Source organism: Vibrio ishigakensis (assembly GCF_024347675.1).
Classification (GTDB): domain Bacteria; phylum Pseudomonadota; class Gammaproteobacteria; order Enterobacterales; family Vibrionaceae; genus Vibrio; species Vibrio ishigakensis.
The window spans coordinates 340,112-354,259 of sequence record NZ_AP024882.1; the positions used below are offsets into that span (position 1 = coordinate 340,112).

Annotated in this window: 18 protein-coding genes and 2 riboswitches; of the genes, 9 read left to right on the forward strand and 9 right to left on the reverse strand. The window is 46.4% G+C overall.

Annotated features, from left to right (window positions below):
• Positions 1–137: 137 nt before the first annotated feature.
• Positions 138–890, forward strand: coding sequence for a glutathione S-transferase family protein (locus Pcarn_RS15400; protein ID WP_261836805.1), 753 nt, complete (start codon positions 138–140; stop codon positions 888–890).
• Between the two features lie 15 nt (positions 891–905).
• Here the strand turns inward: Pcarn_RS15400 and Pcarn_RS15405 are convergent, their stop codons facing one another.
• From Pcarn_RS15405 to Pcarn_RS15435, 7 genes are all read right to left on the reverse strand, one after another.
• Positions 906–1,451, reverse strand: a complete 546-nt coding sequence (locus Pcarn_RS15405; RefSeq protein WP_261836806.1) for an RICIN domain-containing protein — start codon at positions 1,449–1,451, stop codon at positions 906–908.
• 95 nt (positions 1,452–1,546) lie between these two features.
• Positions 1,547–2,470: a LysR family transcriptional regulator gene (locus Pcarn_RS15410; RefSeq protein ID WP_261836807.1), complete on the reverse strand. Its 924-nt coding sequence runs from the start codon at positions 2,468–2,470 to the stop codon at positions 1,547–1,549.
• An 83-nt stretch (positions 2,471–2,553) separates the two neighbouring features.
• Positions 2,554–2,883, reverse strand: coding sequence for a hypothetical protein (locus Pcarn_RS15415; RefSeq protein ID WP_261836808.1), 330 nt, complete (start codon positions 2,881–2,883; stop codon positions 2,554–2,556).
• Positions 2,867–3,340, reverse strand: coding sequence for a DMT family transporter (locus Pcarn_RS15420; RefSeq protein WP_261836809.1), 474 nt, complete (start codon positions 3,338–3,340; stop codon positions 2,867–2,869). The genes Pcarn_RS15415 and Pcarn_RS15420 overlap by 17 nt, the downstream gene beginning before the upstream one ends.
• Positions 3,340–3,780, reverse strand: coding sequence for a DMT family transporter (locus Pcarn_RS15425; protein ID WP_261836810.1), 441 nt, complete (start codon positions 3,778–3,780; stop codon positions 3,340–3,342). Before Pcarn_RS15425 ends, Pcarn_RS15420 begins: the two co-directional genes overlap by 1 nt.
• A complete protein-coding gene (locus Pcarn_RS15430) occupies positions 3,777–4,292 on the reverse strand; it encodes a VOC family protein (RefSeq protein ID WP_261836811.1) in 516 nt (171 codons plus the stop codon). The genes Pcarn_RS15425 and Pcarn_RS15430 overlap by 4 nt, the downstream gene beginning before the upstream one ends.
• Positions 4,292–4,651: a carboxymuconolactone decarboxylase family protein gene (locus Pcarn_RS15435; RefSeq protein ID WP_261836812.1), complete on the reverse strand. Its 360-nt coding sequence runs from the start codon at positions 4,649–4,651 to the stop codon at positions 4,292–4,294. Before Pcarn_RS15435 ends, Pcarn_RS15430 begins: the two co-directional genes overlap by 1 nt.
• A gap of 317 nt (positions 4,652–4,968) precedes the next feature.
• Here Pcarn_RS15435 and Pcarn_RS15440 point away from each other — a divergent pair, with 317 nt between their 5' ends.
• A complete protein-coding gene (locus Pcarn_RS15440) occupies positions 4,969–5,502 on the forward strand; it encodes a type II secretion system protein (protein ID WP_261836813.1) in 534 nt (177 codons plus the stop codon).
• A gap of 55 nt (positions 5,503–5,557) precedes the next feature.
• On the opposite strand, the gene Pcarn_RS15445 is transcribed toward Pcarn_RS15440, so the two are convergent.
• Positions 5,558–6,673 (reverse strand): hypothetical protein, encoded by a 1,116-nt coding sequence (locus Pcarn_RS15445; RefSeq protein WP_261836814.1) that lies wholly within the window; start codon positions 6,671–6,673, stop codon positions 5,558–5,560.
• 17 nt (positions 6,674–6,690) lie between these two features.
• A riboswitch (cyclic di-GMP riboswitch) is annotated at positions 6,691–6,775 on the reverse strand.
• A 9-nt stretch (positions 6,776–6,784) separates the two neighbouring features.
• Positions 6,785–6,869: riboswitch (cyclic di-GMP riboswitch) on the reverse strand.
• A 275-nt stretch (positions 6,870–7,144) separates the two neighbouring features.
• On the opposite strand from Pcarn_RS15445, the gene Pcarn_RS15450 reads away from it, so the two are divergent.
• The 6 genes from Pcarn_RS15450 to Pcarn_RS15475 all read left to right on the forward strand — a co-directional run bounded on the left by Pcarn_RS15450 (position 7,145) and on the right by Pcarn_RS15475 (position 12,553).
• Positions 7,145–7,510 (forward strand): hypothetical protein, encoded by a 366-nt coding sequence (locus tag Pcarn_RS15450; protein ID WP_261836815.1) that lies wholly within the window; start codon positions 7,145–7,147, stop codon positions 7,508–7,510.
• Between the two features lie 300 nt (positions 7,511–7,810).
• Positions 7,811–8,317 (forward strand): hypothetical protein, encoded by a 507-nt coding sequence (locus Pcarn_RS15455; RefSeq protein ID WP_261836816.1) that lies wholly within the window; start codon positions 7,811–7,813, stop codon positions 8,315–8,317.
• A 128-nt stretch (positions 8,318–8,445) separates the two neighbouring features.
• Complete coding sequence (gene secD / locus Pcarn_RS15460) at positions 8,446–10,233, forward strand: protein translocase subunit SecD (RefSeq protein ID WP_261836817.1); 1,788 nt, start codon at positions 8,446–8,448, stop codon at positions 10,231–10,233.
• A gap of 2 nt (positions 10,234–10,235) precedes the next feature.
• Entirely contained in the window at positions 10,236–11,138 is a 903-nt protein-coding gene (gene secF / locus Pcarn_RS15465; protein ID WP_261836818.1) for a protein translocase subunit SecF, read from the forward strand.
• Entirely contained in the window at positions 11,135–12,226 is a 1,092-nt protein-coding gene (locus Pcarn_RS15470; protein WP_261836819.1) for a calcium:proton antiporter, read from the forward strand. The genes secF and Pcarn_RS15470 overlap by 4 nt, the downstream gene beginning before the upstream one ends.
• A 3-nt stretch (positions 12,227–12,229) precedes the next feature.
• Positions 12,230–12,553: a hypothetical protein gene (locus Pcarn_RS15475; protein ID WP_261836820.1), complete on the forward strand. Its 324-nt coding sequence runs from the start codon at positions 12,230–12,232 to the stop codon at positions 12,551–12,553.
• 44 nt (positions 12,554–12,597) lie between these two features.
• Here Pcarn_RS15475 and Pcarn_RS15480 read toward each other — a convergent pair whose 3' ends face one another.
• Complete coding sequence (locus tag Pcarn_RS15480; RefSeq protein ID WP_261836821.1) at positions 12,598–13,296, reverse strand: SDR family oxidoreductase; 699 nt, start codon at positions 13,294–13,296, stop codon at positions 12,598–12,600.
• Between the two features lie 315 nt (positions 13,297–13,611).
• Here Pcarn_RS15480 and Pcarn_RS15485 point away from each other — a divergent pair, with 315 nt between their 5' ends.
• Complete coding sequence (locus tag Pcarn_RS15485; protein WP_261836822.1) at positions 13,612–14,121, forward strand: hypothetical protein; 510 nt, start codon at positions 13,612–13,614, stop codon at positions 14,119–14,121.
• The last annotated feature ends 27 nt before the right edge of the window (positions 14,122–14,148 follow it).

Consider the following 14,148-nt stretch of genomic DNA (forward strand, 5'->3'; position numbering starts at 1 on the left):
CACACTTAAGGTTAAATAGTGTGCAATTCTACTTATATTCAATCAGTCAAAAATAAGCATTAGTGAAATCCTTGATTACATTGTTTTAGCCATTTGATTTCATATAGTTGTATTCTGATTGGAGCTACCAAATTTCCATGAAAAGAGAACAAAGCATGACCCCACCTGTGATTTACCATGACCCAACCTCTGAACCAAGCCGCGCTGTTCACTGGCTTTGTCTTGAAGCGAATATCCATGTTTCTATTGAATATGTTTGGTTAACGCGAGGCGAGCATGTTTCTGCAGAGTTTCTAAAGGTAAATCCACTGCATCAGGTACCTGCAATGAAACACGGAGCGTTTTGTCTTTCTGAGGCCAGCGCCATCATGAACTACCTCACCGACCTGCACGGCGTGAGCGAGCAATGGTTTGGTAATGACATTCAATCTAAGGCGGTGATTAACAAGTATCTTTCTTGGTATCACACTAACCTTAGAAAGACGCTTACCCTTGATTACTTCCTGCCAGCTCTATTGATGCCTGTCTATCTTGGTTTTGATAAGCCAGCGGAAGCTGAGATTGAAGCCAAGCTTGAAGCCTTGCTCCAGATGTTCAGAAACTTGGAATCTATGCTAGAGGGCAAACTGTATCTTACTGGTAACGCCCCTAGTGCTGCCGACATCCTTTATGTGTCCGACCTGGTTGCCCTAAAGATCGACCCTAATTATCAAGAAATACTGTCTCACTATCCCAATATCATCGCTTGGCTAGCTCGACTAGAATCTCGCCCAGCTTATATCGAGGCGCACAAAGCTTGGGAGCATGTTGTCCCTATGATCTTGGAGCTCAATGGAAGCAATAAAGAGTCGCCAGCTTGGGTGGCAGAAGCCTGTGAAGCAGTGCTCTAACAACCTGAACTAAATTTAAAGGCGATAGTTTTTAATGATCCACTGTTTCTTAACGACTTCAGCTTCATTGCAGTCAGCGAAGATTAGGTCACGAGACATATAAGGACCCGCAATTATCGCTTCGTCCGCAACAAGCACGCATTTGGACTGGTCGCTATGAATGCGGATCTCCATTGAGTCGGCATCGTATACAAACTGCTGACTCTTTTGCCCTTGGACACAATCAAGTAGGCCAAATGGGTGAGTTGAGTTTTCAGGGTCGCTTAACGTCATGCACTTATTGGCATAGGGCACAGAACGTATCTGCCCACTCTCGATTATGTAGCGAAATTGCGTATCTAGAGGCTCCTCTGCAGCAGGTTTACATGAGTGCGCCTGAAGCAGTTCAGAGAACCCTCTTCCATCGGTATCGATACACCAACCTAGGTTGTCTTTTTCTTCAAGGTTATCGGCAAGATAGATGACGGGGGTAGCTGACTGCAAATCAGGGGCGGAAGCAAATGCAGAGCAAGAAACTACTAGGGCACAAATTGCCCCAGCCAGAGAAAATTGTCGAACCATGACGCGTTCCCAGTTTTGATAGTGACGCCTTTAACCTTAGCCTGATTTTTCTGAACCATTCGCGTTCTACAGTTTTAGAGTTTGAGCAATAACGTCTAAACGGCATCCCAATAACATGGAGAGCCGTATTTTTTCGCCAAGAAGTCAATCACCACACGCACCTTGGCAGCTAGGTTGTCGGTCTCCAGATACAGAGCATTAATAGACTGTGCCTCGGAACTGGTTGAAACCTTATAGTCGGTTAGGATTGGTTTAAGCATCCCTGCTCTCAACTCCTCCCCAATCAGCCAGGTTGGAAAAACCACAATGCCAGAGCCGCCCACCGCTCCTGCGACCAGACTCTCCGCGTTGTTGCTGTATAAAGACCCCGAAACCTCGAATGGCTCTAGTTTGTCTTTACCCAAGAACCAACGTTGCAAGCCTTTCATTCCCTTAAAAACCAGACAGTTATGCATATCTAAATCTTGTGGCGTCTTTGGCTCACCATAGCTTTTTAAATAATCAGGGCTGGCTGCCATCACATAGTTTTGCTCACCAAAGCGCTTCATACGCAATGAAGAATCCTGAGGCACGCCAATACGGATCATAAGATCGATAGACTCAGCTGCGGGATCAACAAAGTTATCGGTCTGATGTAGCTCTACTTTGATTAGCGGGTATTGTTCTAAAAGTTCAGAAAGATAAGGAGCAATGTGCAACCGCCCAAAGGCCACCGGCGCACTTATCTTTATGGTGCCCCTCGCGGTGTCAGCACGTTGCTCGATACGTTCAACCACCAGCTCATATTGCTCAATGATCTCAGAACACTGCTTAGCAAAGGCTGCTCCTTCGTCGGTGAGGGAAATAGAACGGGTGTGACGATGTAGCAGCTTAGTGCCTACTTTCTCTTCGAGCTGAGCCATCTTTCTCGATACTGAAGAGGGGGTCATGTCCTGTCGTCTCGCCACCTCAGAAAAGTTACCGAACTGAGTCGTCATCAAAAAAAGCTTTATCTCTAAGAGGGTTACATCGTAATTCACCAAGTCTCTCCACTGACCTATGTTCTACTAATCAAGCTTAATAGCCGCGCATAAAAAAAGACAAGCCGAAGCTTGTCTTGATATTAATTAGAAAGGATATTTTGGGTACTCACAAAATGCGCATCTTGAGTAAAGGCTTGGAACTGCTCTATCACCTTCTGCATCTCAGGAGACTGGATATCCTCCAAGAACGCGGCCTCAGACTCTATCTGAATGACCTCGAAATATTGCCACGGAGAAGCGGTTTCTTGTCCTAGCAGACTCAGCCCCTTAAATACCTCGAAAGATGAAACACTCTTGAGTTGATTAACCGTCGGTAGGTCAATCTGTTTTGCCCAATTAAGGTAGTCTGATTCTTGAGTTTCAGGTTTTAGATTGAAGAAGACCATTAGGGTTCTAGCTGGGTTCTGCACAAGGCGACTCCTGAGTTAAAGGTTTATTTGCAAAATAGATACAAGCCAGTGCCAAAGTGATGCAGACCATTGCTGCCACTCGCCAGTAGTTCAGCTCAATTGGGCTATTTCCAAGCCAGCCCTGAGTGTCGATGACTAGGCTCATGCTCATCTGACCCAAGATCGTCGCCACGGTCGCAACTGCAACACCCACTCTTGGGACTGCCGCCACCATCACTAGCATATAGACGATGCCAAACAGCGCGCCCACTAGTTGCCACTTAGGCACGCTAAGCAAGTTGGCTTCATAGCTTGGTTCAAAAAAGAAGATCAAAAGTGCGGTCACAACGGTGCCAACACCAAAGGTCAACAAAGAGCTCTCAATAACGCCAACCTTAGCCCCCAAACGACCGTTAATTGCCGCTTGCGCGCTTAGCGCCATACCTGAGGCGATGGCAAGCAAGATAACAATGAGCATTATTGCGCTCCTAGATAAACGAATAATAAAGCTAGAGCGATGAAGCCTAGCCCTAATGTGCGCAAGGGATTAGGCGCCTGTTTAGGCATGCCAAACCAGCCAAAGTAATCGATAGCAAAGCTCTTGGTGATCTGCCCAAACAGCACACAGATCATGGTCATCGCAACCCCAAGAATTGGAGTAGAAAGCGTCAATACCACCACATAGATAGGCCCAAGTAGGCCCCCAATCAGTTGCCATTTAGAGATATTTTGCCAATCTGTGAATGTTGCGTGTGGGGTAAACAATCGAATAAGCCATAACAGTGCGGTACCTACGCCAAAGATGCTTAAAGTCGCCCAAAGATGACCAACTTGCTCTCCCAGAGGGCCAAGTAGGCCCGCCTCAAAGGAGAGCCCCATGCCTGCGGCCACAATCAGGCCAATAAAGAGTAAGTTCATCGTGGGTCAAACAAGGCTACGTTAGATTCGCGAGCGTAGGCCTTACCGTTTGGATAAGAAACCAACTCAAGCTGCATGCCCCAAGGCGCCATAAAGTACACCCAAGACTCACCTTCAGTCAGGCCATCGGTCATCACGGTTGGTTCGCCCAACACTTGAATGCCTTGCTCTTTCAGGTAGCTCACCGCCACATCAATATCGTCAACATAAAACGCCATATGATGACCGCCAATATCAGCATTATTAGGCGCCTGCTTATTACGCGGAGCCGTATCTGCGTATTCAAAGATCTCTAGGTTGATACCTCGAGCGCTCATCACCGCAATCTTGGTGATTTCAGCACGCGGATTCACATTCAAATGATCAGCCATCCAGTTATCGTCAGATGCAAACGGACCGAACTCGTACGCCAATTCAAAATCAAAGTGGTCACGGAAGAAGGCAATCGCCTCATCTAGGTTTGGAACCGTAAATCCAATGTGATCGGGTTTCTTTAGTCCTGGAATAGCCATTAGATATCACCTCGCTCGTGACGAATCTTGTTCAGTGCACCCATAGTGGTCGCGCCCTTGTTAAAGCCGGTGTAGGTAGATGCAAATACGATAAGCTCTTCAATCTCTTCGTAGGTGGCACCTTGTTTAAGAGCCATATCCACATGCGCACCAAATGGGTTGCCCTCACCTGTTACGTTCACTGCCATCTGGTCGATGGCAATAGAGATCAACGCCTTAGTCTTCTGGTCGATAAGGGGCATACCCCAAGCTTCTCCCGCAACACGGACGGTCATATCACCCCATACCGGGTTGATAGATTTAAGGCCAGTAATCAAGGCTTGGTCATCAAGCACTGCATTTTTGTATTTGGTGGTCATGGTTCATGCCCTCATAAAGTTGTTTAGGTCGCATCAGCGAATGAGGGGCATTATAGGGAGAGGTTTTTTTGGAAAAACCAGATAGCTGGAACATCACTTATGCAGGATCTGCACAAATACATTAAATGAAGAACACAGGTGTCTACTTCTATAACGCAGCACTAAAGTTTCATAGAAGAATTGTTTCTTATATATAAGCAAAAGATAAGAAGATGAGTTATTTTCTAATCAAGCTCACAAATATAAGCTCACATGTTATATAAAAATTATATATAATTCTCGCGTTAATCATCCCATACAATTTTTCTCATACGGATATGATAGATAAAAATAATAAAACCAAAAGAACTTTTGGCTTTACATTAATAGAGTTAATCGTAGTGCTCGTTGTTCTCGGTACACTAGCGGTTGTTGCATTGCCGAGATTTCTCAACTATTCGGTAGATTCTCGTATCGCCACCCTTGAAACCATAGCTGGCAGGGTTCAAGAGGCTGTTCAAAATGCCCAAGCAATCAAGAACATAGATGATAGAGTCTATAAGAATGGTAGCGAAGAGTACTTAAGATTTAGTCCAGGAGTAGATCTTCTTTTGACTAATGGTCAGATGGATGGTGGTGAATATTGCCATGCTATTGGACTACTCGATAAAGGCTTAGCAAAAAACAAAGACGCGAATTCCCCCGATGGTAAATATCGGTGTAAATATGAAAACAATCAGAAATCATTTATTCAAGACAATGCTTTATCTCAAGAAGAATGTTATATTTCAATAAGTGTTAGAAAGCATCTGGCAGAACCATTAATTGAATTATCGTGTAAAGGAAATACTAGCGAGTGCTTGTGTCCTTGATTAATAAAGCCGATATTTAAAATATCGGCTTTTTATTTAGTAAATTTCAAATAACTTAACTAGGCGTTCCTGATAAAGCCATTGCAACGTCATTACCTGTAATCATAAGCGTATCCATAGTTGAACCCTTTGCTTTGATCTTCAAGGTGATGCTATCCGAACTCAAACCAACTACAGTCACGCCATCAATACCGTCTTTGGACATCACTTTGGTGATAAGTGTTTTCAACTCATTACCATTTTTGTGCAGCTCCAACTTATGGCCAAACATGCCTTTTAGGGCTGGATTTCCACCAGAGATAAAGATGCTGTTACGCTCATCTGTGTTCCAAATGGCAAATTTGCTCTGACCATCTCCAGTATCAAGAATGCTACCTGAGCCAGTTTCTGAGCCGGTCACTTTTGCAATCACATCCGCTACATAGTCACCCTTAAACAGGATACGCTCATAACGGCCCTCACCTTCGTTTATTGCAACCAAGAAGCTGTTTTTATTCAAGCCAAGTAAGGTAACGCCTTCAATCCCGGCTTGTCCCTTTTTAGGGAACAACAGTGCTTCGAGCAAAGGCTTAACTTCGTAACCTTGGATCTTGGAACCACCAGTAATATCAGCAAACTGCTGGGATACACGCTTAACTGAGTCGCTCTTACCTCCACCGATCCAGATTGAAGATTTGTCTTTAGTCGGATTAAACACTGCGAGGCGAGTTTTATTGTCTTTAATGTTGATATTAGAGCTAACAATGCCACCCATACCACCATCTAAGAGCGCGGTGACATCACTGCCATAAAAGACAACGGTATCTTCAATACCTGTATTCGCGTTTTTGAAAGCTAGGGTAAAAGAGGTGTCGGTTAAGCCTTTCAGAGTCACGCCTTCTACACCGTGCTCTTTAGACCAACCTTTATCAAATAAAACAGCTTCAAGAATCACAGGAATTGTGTGTTTCTTGAGACTGTCTTGACGGAATAGTTCAAAGAACTCTTGAGAGACAAGTCGTACGTTGTCAGCCCCGCCGAAAGCAATCTTGTACATATGGTTGTAATCAACAAACTGTACAGAGGCTGAATCATCCTTAACGTTTACAGAAATATTAGTCGCTGCCGAGGTGGAAAAAGAGATAGCAGAAACTGATGTGGCCACTAGCGCTGACAATAGTTTTAATTTCATTTATTGGAATTTCCATATTCTGCAACCCGGCTATCTCAATTGGCTAGTTTGAGACCCGTGGCTTTCCGTCCCTACCTCGCAATAGGTTTGGCGGGTTAAATTATTCATTTAATTTGCAACCCGGCTATCTCTAGCTCCTTGCCAGAGACCCGCAGCTTTCCGTCCCTATCTCACGACAGGTTTGGCCATTCCCGAATTTACACATTCATCAATTGAATAAATGAATATGCAACGACACGCATTTTAACTTTAACCGCACAAAAATACGTGAAACAGATCACAAAAGAGCAACTACTCTATTTTTATAACCTACTGAATTAAATGAATTATTTACTTTCAGGTACCAACCATAAGCCACAGATATCAAATGTCGCCTAATGACCTATTCAATTATCTAGACTCTGGTAAGCTAGCCCGCGACTGGGAAGTTGATTGACGAAAAGGACCTCAAGGCTCAATCGAGGACTAACAATGACGCTTTCAACCAAGACCAAACTTATCGGCTCACTTGTGTTTGCCACTGCACTCACCGGTTGCACCCAAACTAATGTTGTGCAAACTGCGCCAGCATCTTCTGTGCAAGTTCTTTACTCAGAGCCAAGCTCGCAGAACTATCAAGAGCTGGGACTGATCACTACTACCACCGGACAAACCATCTTCGCAAAGCGCAGCAGCGCCGACATCATTGCCAATATGCAGGGTCAAGCTTCTAAGCTTGGTGCTGACGCCATTATTGTGCGCTCGGTAGTCGAAGGAACTTGGGGTTTACAGGGCGAAGGCACAGGATTTAGCAAAGGATCTGGTGAAGCTCTAGCCATCAAATATCTAGCCGAATAATAAAGATACCCTTCTTACTTGAAGTTGCAAGGGTGTTGGCTGGCGCTCGCTCCCGGAAGGCCGGCCCCGCCCATCACATAGTTTACCTATGCTCAGGGGCTTCGCTCACTTGCCGCCTACCTGCAACTCCAATTACTTTGGGTATAAAAACTGCGATTTTTATTTTTCTTTAGTTTTCAATTAACAGCGACCTGATATGATTAGCTCGCTCTCATGGAAGACCTAACTCTCAAGGATTGAGTATTAAGTTGAGACGCTATTATCTTGAAACACTGGTACAAGCTACTTTTGCTACTGCTTATGTTTACTCACACCGTGAGTGCTGGGCTGTACCCGTTAGATAATGAGAAGTTCTGCTCTGCTCTGCCTCATCTAACCAACAGTGTGGTTACAAAGCACTTGTATTTGGCCGATGAGCCCGCTCAAGACGTGCTTGTCCAGGACGTGCTTGCTGAAAACACTCTTGTTCAAAATGAGCTAAGCAACGGAGCTGGTGAACTGGGCATTCCAGAGAACGAGGAAGGCTCAAGCCTAACCAACCATAGCTCTCACTACTTTATCTCTATCCAACGCAGGATCACCAGCATAGACAGGTGTGCCACCCAAGGGGTCGAGCCTACTTATCATCTGCTGGTCGCTTTTAACCCGCCGCCACTACTAGAACTGGCGATGCAACCCAAACGACCAGTGGCTCAGCAGCTGCATTGGACCAATCAATTAACCGCTCATTCGTCGCGGATATCAGGCTGGAAAGAGTCCAACCTGTTGTATTCGCACATACACGGAAAACCACAACCACTCTCTTAATTCAGTTCATTCCTACATGATTCTTTGCCAAGAATGATGCGCACCCGCTCGCCTTAAGAGCGTGATTCAAGCGCAAAATTTGGCTTGGAAGAGGTAGGCGTATCTAGCTTTTTTATGAGATTTAGGTTTTGAAAAGACCCGCGCCGCGACCAATCAATCGCTATGCCAAATGGAAATATATCGTCCTAATCATCAGTCTGTTGGTGATGACACTCAGCGCCCTGCCATCTGTATTTGGTGAGAAGGCTGCTTTACACATTAACCATAGGCAAAACATCACTTATGCCTCTGATATTCAGAGCTTTTTTAACAATCACAATATTCAGGTATCTAGTATTACCCAGACGGGCACTCAAACCGTCATTACCCTAGCTAACCCTGAGCAACAATTAGAAGCTCAAGCGCTTTTAAAAGAGCAGCTTGATAGCAGTAACACTGTCGCCCTTGCCATGGAGCCAGCCGCGCCTAAGTGGCTGCTCAAAGCGGGTTTCTCTCCTATAACTCTCGGGCTCGACCTAAGAGGTGGTGTTCAGTTCTTGCTGGATGTAGATATGGAGCCTGTCTATCAAGCGCATCGTCAAATGGCAGTCGATGAGATCACTAAGGCCATTGGTGCAGGACGAGCTCGCATCCAAGATGAGACTGTTCAGATAACCTTGCCGCGCAGCCAGGATATGCTCAAAGCCCGCTCTTTGCTTCGCACTCAGTTCGCGCAGTGGGACAGCCGAGTTCGCGACAATATGATCACCTTGAGTCTGCCTGATTCAGAAAAGAGCACCCTGAGAAACCTGACCCTATCGCAGAACATTCAGATCCTGCGCAGTCGTATTGGTGAGTTAGGGATTACTGAAGCGGTAGTGCAGCGTCAGGGCGAAAATCGTATCCGTATTGAGCTACCAGGTGTTCAAGACCCTGCTGCGGCTAAAGATGTAATCGGTGCCACCTCGTCCCTAGCATTTCATGCCATGTCAAACGGCAACATCAGACAAACCCTAACTGTGCCAGACCAGCATGGTCGCCCAGTGCAACTGGCACGCCGCGCTATTTTGGACGGTGAACACATCATAGATGCTCGAGCAGGTATCGGTGATATGGGCTCACCAGAGGTCAACATCTCCCTTGATGCCAATGGCGGTCGCAAGATGAGTGACTTTACCCGCAGCAATATTGGTCAGCCGATGGCAACCCTATATAGCGAGTACAGCCAAGATGAAAATGGCGCAACTCAGCAAAGTAGCGAAGTGATCAGCATAGCTACTATACAGTCGCCTCTGGGCAACCGCTTTCGCATCACGGGTGTGGGCAGTATGCAAGATGCACAAGAGCTAGCACTTCTGCTTCGAGCAGGCTCACTCACAGCGCCTATCTCAATTGTAGAAGAACGCACCATAGGCCCAACTCTCGGGGCAGAGAACGTTAAGAACGGATTTGCAGCCTTGGCCTTGGGGCTCGGTTTGACGCTGGTGTTTATCTCTATCTGGTACAGAAAACTTGGACTGGTGGCCAACCTAGCGCTTCTTGCCAACATGGTGTGCCTGTTTGGATTGATTGCTTTGTTGCCCGGAGCCGTGCTCACCCTACCAGGAATCGCCGGCATGGTACTGACCGTGGGTATGGCGGTGGATACCAATGTGCTTATCTTCGAGCGCATCCGAGACATGATGAAAGAAGGACGCTCCTTTGCTCAGAGTATCGATCGAGGCTTCCAAAGCGCATTCAGCTCTATTTTCGATGCCAACCTAACCACCATGATAGTAGCCATCGCCCTGTATACGCTGGGTAACGGCCCTATTCAAGGTTTTGCTGTGACTCTAGGCTTCGGCCTTCTCACCAGCATGTTTACTGGAATATTTCTCTCAAGAGCCCTGATTAATCTCATCTGGGGCCAAGACAAGAGACGCAATGTAAGGGTGTAATAATGAACATTTCGAACCTTCAACTCACTCGAACTCGGCTGGGAATGTCATTTGTCTCAGCACTGTTATTCGCCCTGTCCCTGATGGTCATCACCCTCAAGGGGTTCAATTGGGGACTGGATTTCACTGGCGGTGTAGTTGCCGAGGTAAGGCTAGAGCAATCACTCTCCCAAGCGGAGATCAAGTTGCATCTTGATCAGAGCATAGGCCAAGAGGTTTCTGTAAACGGCTCCACAGCCCCAGGACTATGGGAGATCCGCTACAACCCAACATACGATACTAACGTTTCTCTTCCCGAGACGCTGGAGTCCCTAGACGCAAGCTATCAGATGATAAGCAGTAGCATCATCGGCCCTCAGGTAGGCCAAGAGATGGTAGAGCAAGGCGGGTTAGCTATCTTAGTCTGTTTGCTCCTCACCATGCTCTACCTTAGCTACCGATTTGAATGGCGATTCGCCCTAGGTGCCTTGGTAGCGTTATTACACGATGTGGTTTTGGTACTCGGCCTGTTCTCTCTGATCCAGATGGAGTTTAACCTCACCATCTTGGCGGCAGTGCTCGCGGTGCTGGGATACTCGCTCAACGACTCCATCATCATTGCAGATAGAGCGCGTGAGCTGTTCAAAGCCAAGCCAAGAGACAAAGCAGACGAGCTGATCAACCAAGCGGTAAGAGCGACATTTTCTCGTACCTTAGTGACCTCAGGTACGACATTGGTAACCGTTTCAAGCCTATGGCTCCTTGGTGGTGCGGCGCTAGAAGGCTTTGCCATCGCCCTAGTGGTGGGCATCGTTTCCGGTACCTGGTCATCTATCTCGATGGGCGTCACCCTACCTCAGTTAGTCGGCGTCAGCCCTGAACATTACAAAGCCAACACACCTGTAGAAGGAGACGCACTTCCATGATGAAAATTGTTAAGAACGAGCTGGTACTTCTTATCGGCGTGTTCACCGTTATCTTATTCAAAGGCTTTGGTGACGGGATACTACTAGGTAATATGGGATCACCTGTCGGTATTTTGCTAACCCTAGTTCTATTTGCAGTGGTCATGAAGGCTATCTTCGCCGTGGTAAGACACTCAGATGCACTGGCGATCAACCTAGGCGACCCTTACGGCACCTTGATCCTGACTCTATCGGTGATCTTGCTTGAAGTGGTGATGATCTCTTCTGTCATGCTAACCGGTGATGAAAACCCTATGCTGGCTCGAGACACCATGTTTGCTGTGGTCATGACGGTAATGAATGGCCTAGTAGGTATCACACTGCTTGTGGGCGGGCTCAAATACCACACCCAAAAGTACAATCTTGATGGTATCAAGTCTTACCTAGTCGCAATTGTGCCTCTGGCATTGCTGTGTTTGGTATTGCCAAACTTTACCAGCGTCGATGCGTCAGGCTCTATGTCAATGGCCATGCTAGTGACTCTAGTGTTTGCGTCTGTGGTTTTGTATGGCCTGTTTCTGTTTATTCAAACTCGCAGTCATACCCACTTCTTTATTGATGAAGATAACGAGGACGAAGAGGAGTTTCACGGCCCTATTCGCAGTAACCTTTATCACTCACTGATGCTGGTAGGTTATCTAGGTGTGGTAATTCTGCTAGCTAAGAGCCTAGCTATTCCAATCGATGCCACGGTGAACCTATTTGGAGCTCCACCAGCATTGGGCGGCCTAATCGTAGCTATCTTGATCCTTGCACCAGAGGCAGTAGGAGCGCTAAAGGCAGCCCTCAACAATCAACTACAGCGCGCGATGAATCTTTTCTTTGGTTCTGTGCTCGCTACCATAGCCCTAACAGTACCTGCGGTTTTACTTATTTCTAACATTATTAACCAGCCACTTATATTAGGATTGGAACCCGCTGAAATGGTGCTACTTGGAACAACCTTATTAGTGGCAAGCGTGAGCTTTAGTAGCGGTCGTACCAACTCGTTAAACGGTGCTACCCACCTAATCCTGTTTATCGCCTATATCATATTGATGTTTGAGTAAGTTATGAAAAGAGTAAAACAACTGGTCGCAGTGGTTATCGCGTGCGCCCTTAGCCCAATCGCTTCTGCCTCTGTGCTTAACGATATTAGCAACGAACAATTGCTGTTCTGTGCCAACGTATCTGGGGTGCACGGAGCATCCATAGAGTCTCGTACCGCGTTTAGAAACTACCTAGTTAGCGAGCGTAGCTACAAGTACTCCAAACTGGTGGATTCAGAGCGGGCATATCTTTCAGGGATGACAGAAGAACAGCAAGAGCAAGCCAGAAAGGCTTATCAAAACCAGTGTGCAGACACGGGTAACCAACTGTTCTTTAAAGGTTATTAAAGGCTTGTAAAAACAGTGAGGCACGTAATAGCGTGCCTCTTTTGTTAGAAGTCGATAGCTTTGCCATCCCGAAAAAAGCCACCTGTCGGTCCATCTTGTGGCAAGGTTGCCGCCCAGACGATGCCTTTAGCACCCTCTTCTACTGGTCTACCACCTGAACCTCCCATATCCGTTGCTACCCAGCCCGGACAAACCGAATTCACCAGAATATTATCTCCCTTCAGTTGAGAAGCGAGCATCAGGGTAAGCGCATTAAGAGAGACCTTGGACAAACTATATGCTGGGGTATTGCCACTCATCGCGCTGAGCGCTCCGGCACCACTACTCACATTCACGATACGGCCATGTTCATTATTTTTTAGAAGAAGAAGAAAAGCCTGAACCATATGCCAAGCACCATAAACATTGGTCTCCATCGCCTCTCGAACAATATCCATATCCGCACTAATTGCACTCTGCCATGTGTCGTAATGAATCGCAGCATTGTTCACCAGTACATCTAAACGACCGAACTCGGTATCTATTTGCTTAGCTAAAGCCTGAATACTCGTTTCACTGGTTACATCAAGTTCCACTGGAAATAGATTCTTATCACCAAGCTCTAGAACTGTTTGCTCCGCACTCTCTTTGGAGCGGGCAGCGACCACCACCTTATAACCAAGACTCGCCAGCTGCGATGCGGTTTCTTTGCCTAATCCTCGATTGGCACCAGTAACTAGTGCTATAGATTGCGCTCTGCTCATTCTGCTAATTCCATCAAACCTTGTTAAGTAAAGATTAGGGGAAATATCGCACTAAAGATTGAATATTCCTGCTCTGACTTTGGCATAAAATTGCGCCTTATCATTACGCTATTCAAGTTTGAAACTTGACGAATATCAAGGTGTTGTAAATCAGCAGTACGTCATCCCCCAAAAGGGTGATGAAAAAATACCGCCTTAAATATTAGTGTGTTAATGAAAGATTGGATTGACACCGATAGTGCCCCCTAGCTCTCCCCTTCCGCTTGGGGGCACGCCCTAGAATTCCAACTAGCAACGTCAAAACTAGGAATAATAATGAAAATTAAAAGAAACGAATTGGCTCTTTATATTGTTGGGCTTGAAGATCGCATGGATGCTATCGCAGCCTGTTACACTGCTTCTGAGATCGCTTGTGGTACCCTTGAATTCTTGGGTATGTCCTTTCACCGTAAAGGCGTTAGAGCAGCCTTTATCAACCCTGAGCTCTCAGTAGATGAGATGCAGTTTGCATGCAAAAACCTGAAGATTAAATTACAGCTCGCTCTGCCAGCTGGAACAGCTGTAAAGTGCTTTGTGGCTCCGGATTATGGGAAAGATATGCAGTTTCCACTGGATATTTCAGAGGATGGGAAGCCTCTGGATAGCTTGCCAACGGCAAGACAACAGCTCCAAGACGGGTACAACGACATAACCCGCTGGGATTATGGCGACTATCTCGGAGCCAAGCCCCCACGTCGACACGGTATGCTTTGTCACAACATCATTAAAGAGCACAGCATACCTGCAGAGATCATCACAGGTGATATCCGTAGCATGGCATACTAAACACAAAACCGAGTCCAATTGGGCTCG

Excerpts from the sequence above, each read along its gene's own strand:
- Pcarn_RS15435 (WP_261836812.1), bottom strand. The coding sequence starts at position 4,651 with ATGACCACCAAATACAAAAATGCAGTGCTTGATGACCAAGCCTTGATT.
- Pcarn_RS15405 (WP_261836806.1), bottom strand. The coding sequence starts at position 1,451 with ATGGTTCGACAATTTTCTCTGGCTGGGGCAATTTGTGCCCTAGTAGTT.
- Pcarn_RS15480 (WP_261836821.1), bottom strand. The coding sequence starts at position 13,296 with ATGAGCAGAGCGCAATCTATAGCACTAGTTACTGGTGCCAATCGAGGA.
- Pcarn_RS15420 (WP_261836809.1), bottom strand. The coding sequence starts at position 3,340 with ATGCTCATTGTTATCTTGCTTGCCATCGCCTCAGGTATGGCGCTAAGC.
- Pcarn_RS15400 (WP_261836805.1), top strand. The coding sequence starts at position 138 with ATGAAAAGAGAACAAAGCATGACCCCACCTGTGATTTACCATGACCCA.
- Pcarn_RS15440 (WP_261836813.1), top strand. The coding sequence starts at position 4,969 with ATGATAGATAAAAATAATAAAACCAAAAGAACTTTTGGCTTTACATTA.
- secF (WP_261836818.1), top strand. The coding sequence starts at position 10,236 with ATGAACATTTCGAACCTTCAACTCACTCGAACTCGGCTGGGAATGTCA.
- Pcarn_RS15430 (WP_261836811.1), bottom strand. The coding sequence starts at position 4,292 with ATGGCTATTCCAGGACTAAAGAAACCCGATCACATTGGATTTACGGTT.
- Pcarn_RS15445 (WP_261836814.1), bottom strand. The coding sequence starts at position 6,673 with ATGAAATTAAAACTATTGTCAGCGCTAGTGGCCACATCAGTTTCTGCT.
- Pcarn_RS15475 (WP_261836820.1), top strand. The coding sequence starts at position 12,230 with ATGAAAAGAGTAAAACAACTGGTCGCAGTGGTTATCGCGTGCGCCCTT.
- Pcarn_RS15450 (WP_261836815.1), top strand. The coding sequence starts at position 7,145 with ATGACGCTTTCAACCAAGACCAAACTTATCGGCTCACTTGTGTTTGCC.
- Pcarn_RS15485 (WP_261836822.1), top strand. The coding sequence starts at position 13,612 with ATGAAAATTAAAAGAAACGAATTGGCTCTTTATATTGTTGGGCTTGAA.
- Pcarn_RS15470 (WP_261836819.1), top strand. The coding sequence starts at position 11,135 with ATGATGAAAATTGTTAAGAACGAGCTGGTACTTCTTATCGGCGTGTTC.
- Pcarn_RS15425 (WP_261836810.1), bottom strand. The coding sequence starts at position 3,780 with ATGAACTTACTCTTTATTGGCCTGATTGTGGCCGCAGGCATGGGGCTC.
- Pcarn_RS15455 (WP_261836816.1), top strand. The coding sequence starts at position 7,811 with ATGTTTACTCACACCGTGAGTGCTGGGCTGTACCCGTTAGATAATGAG.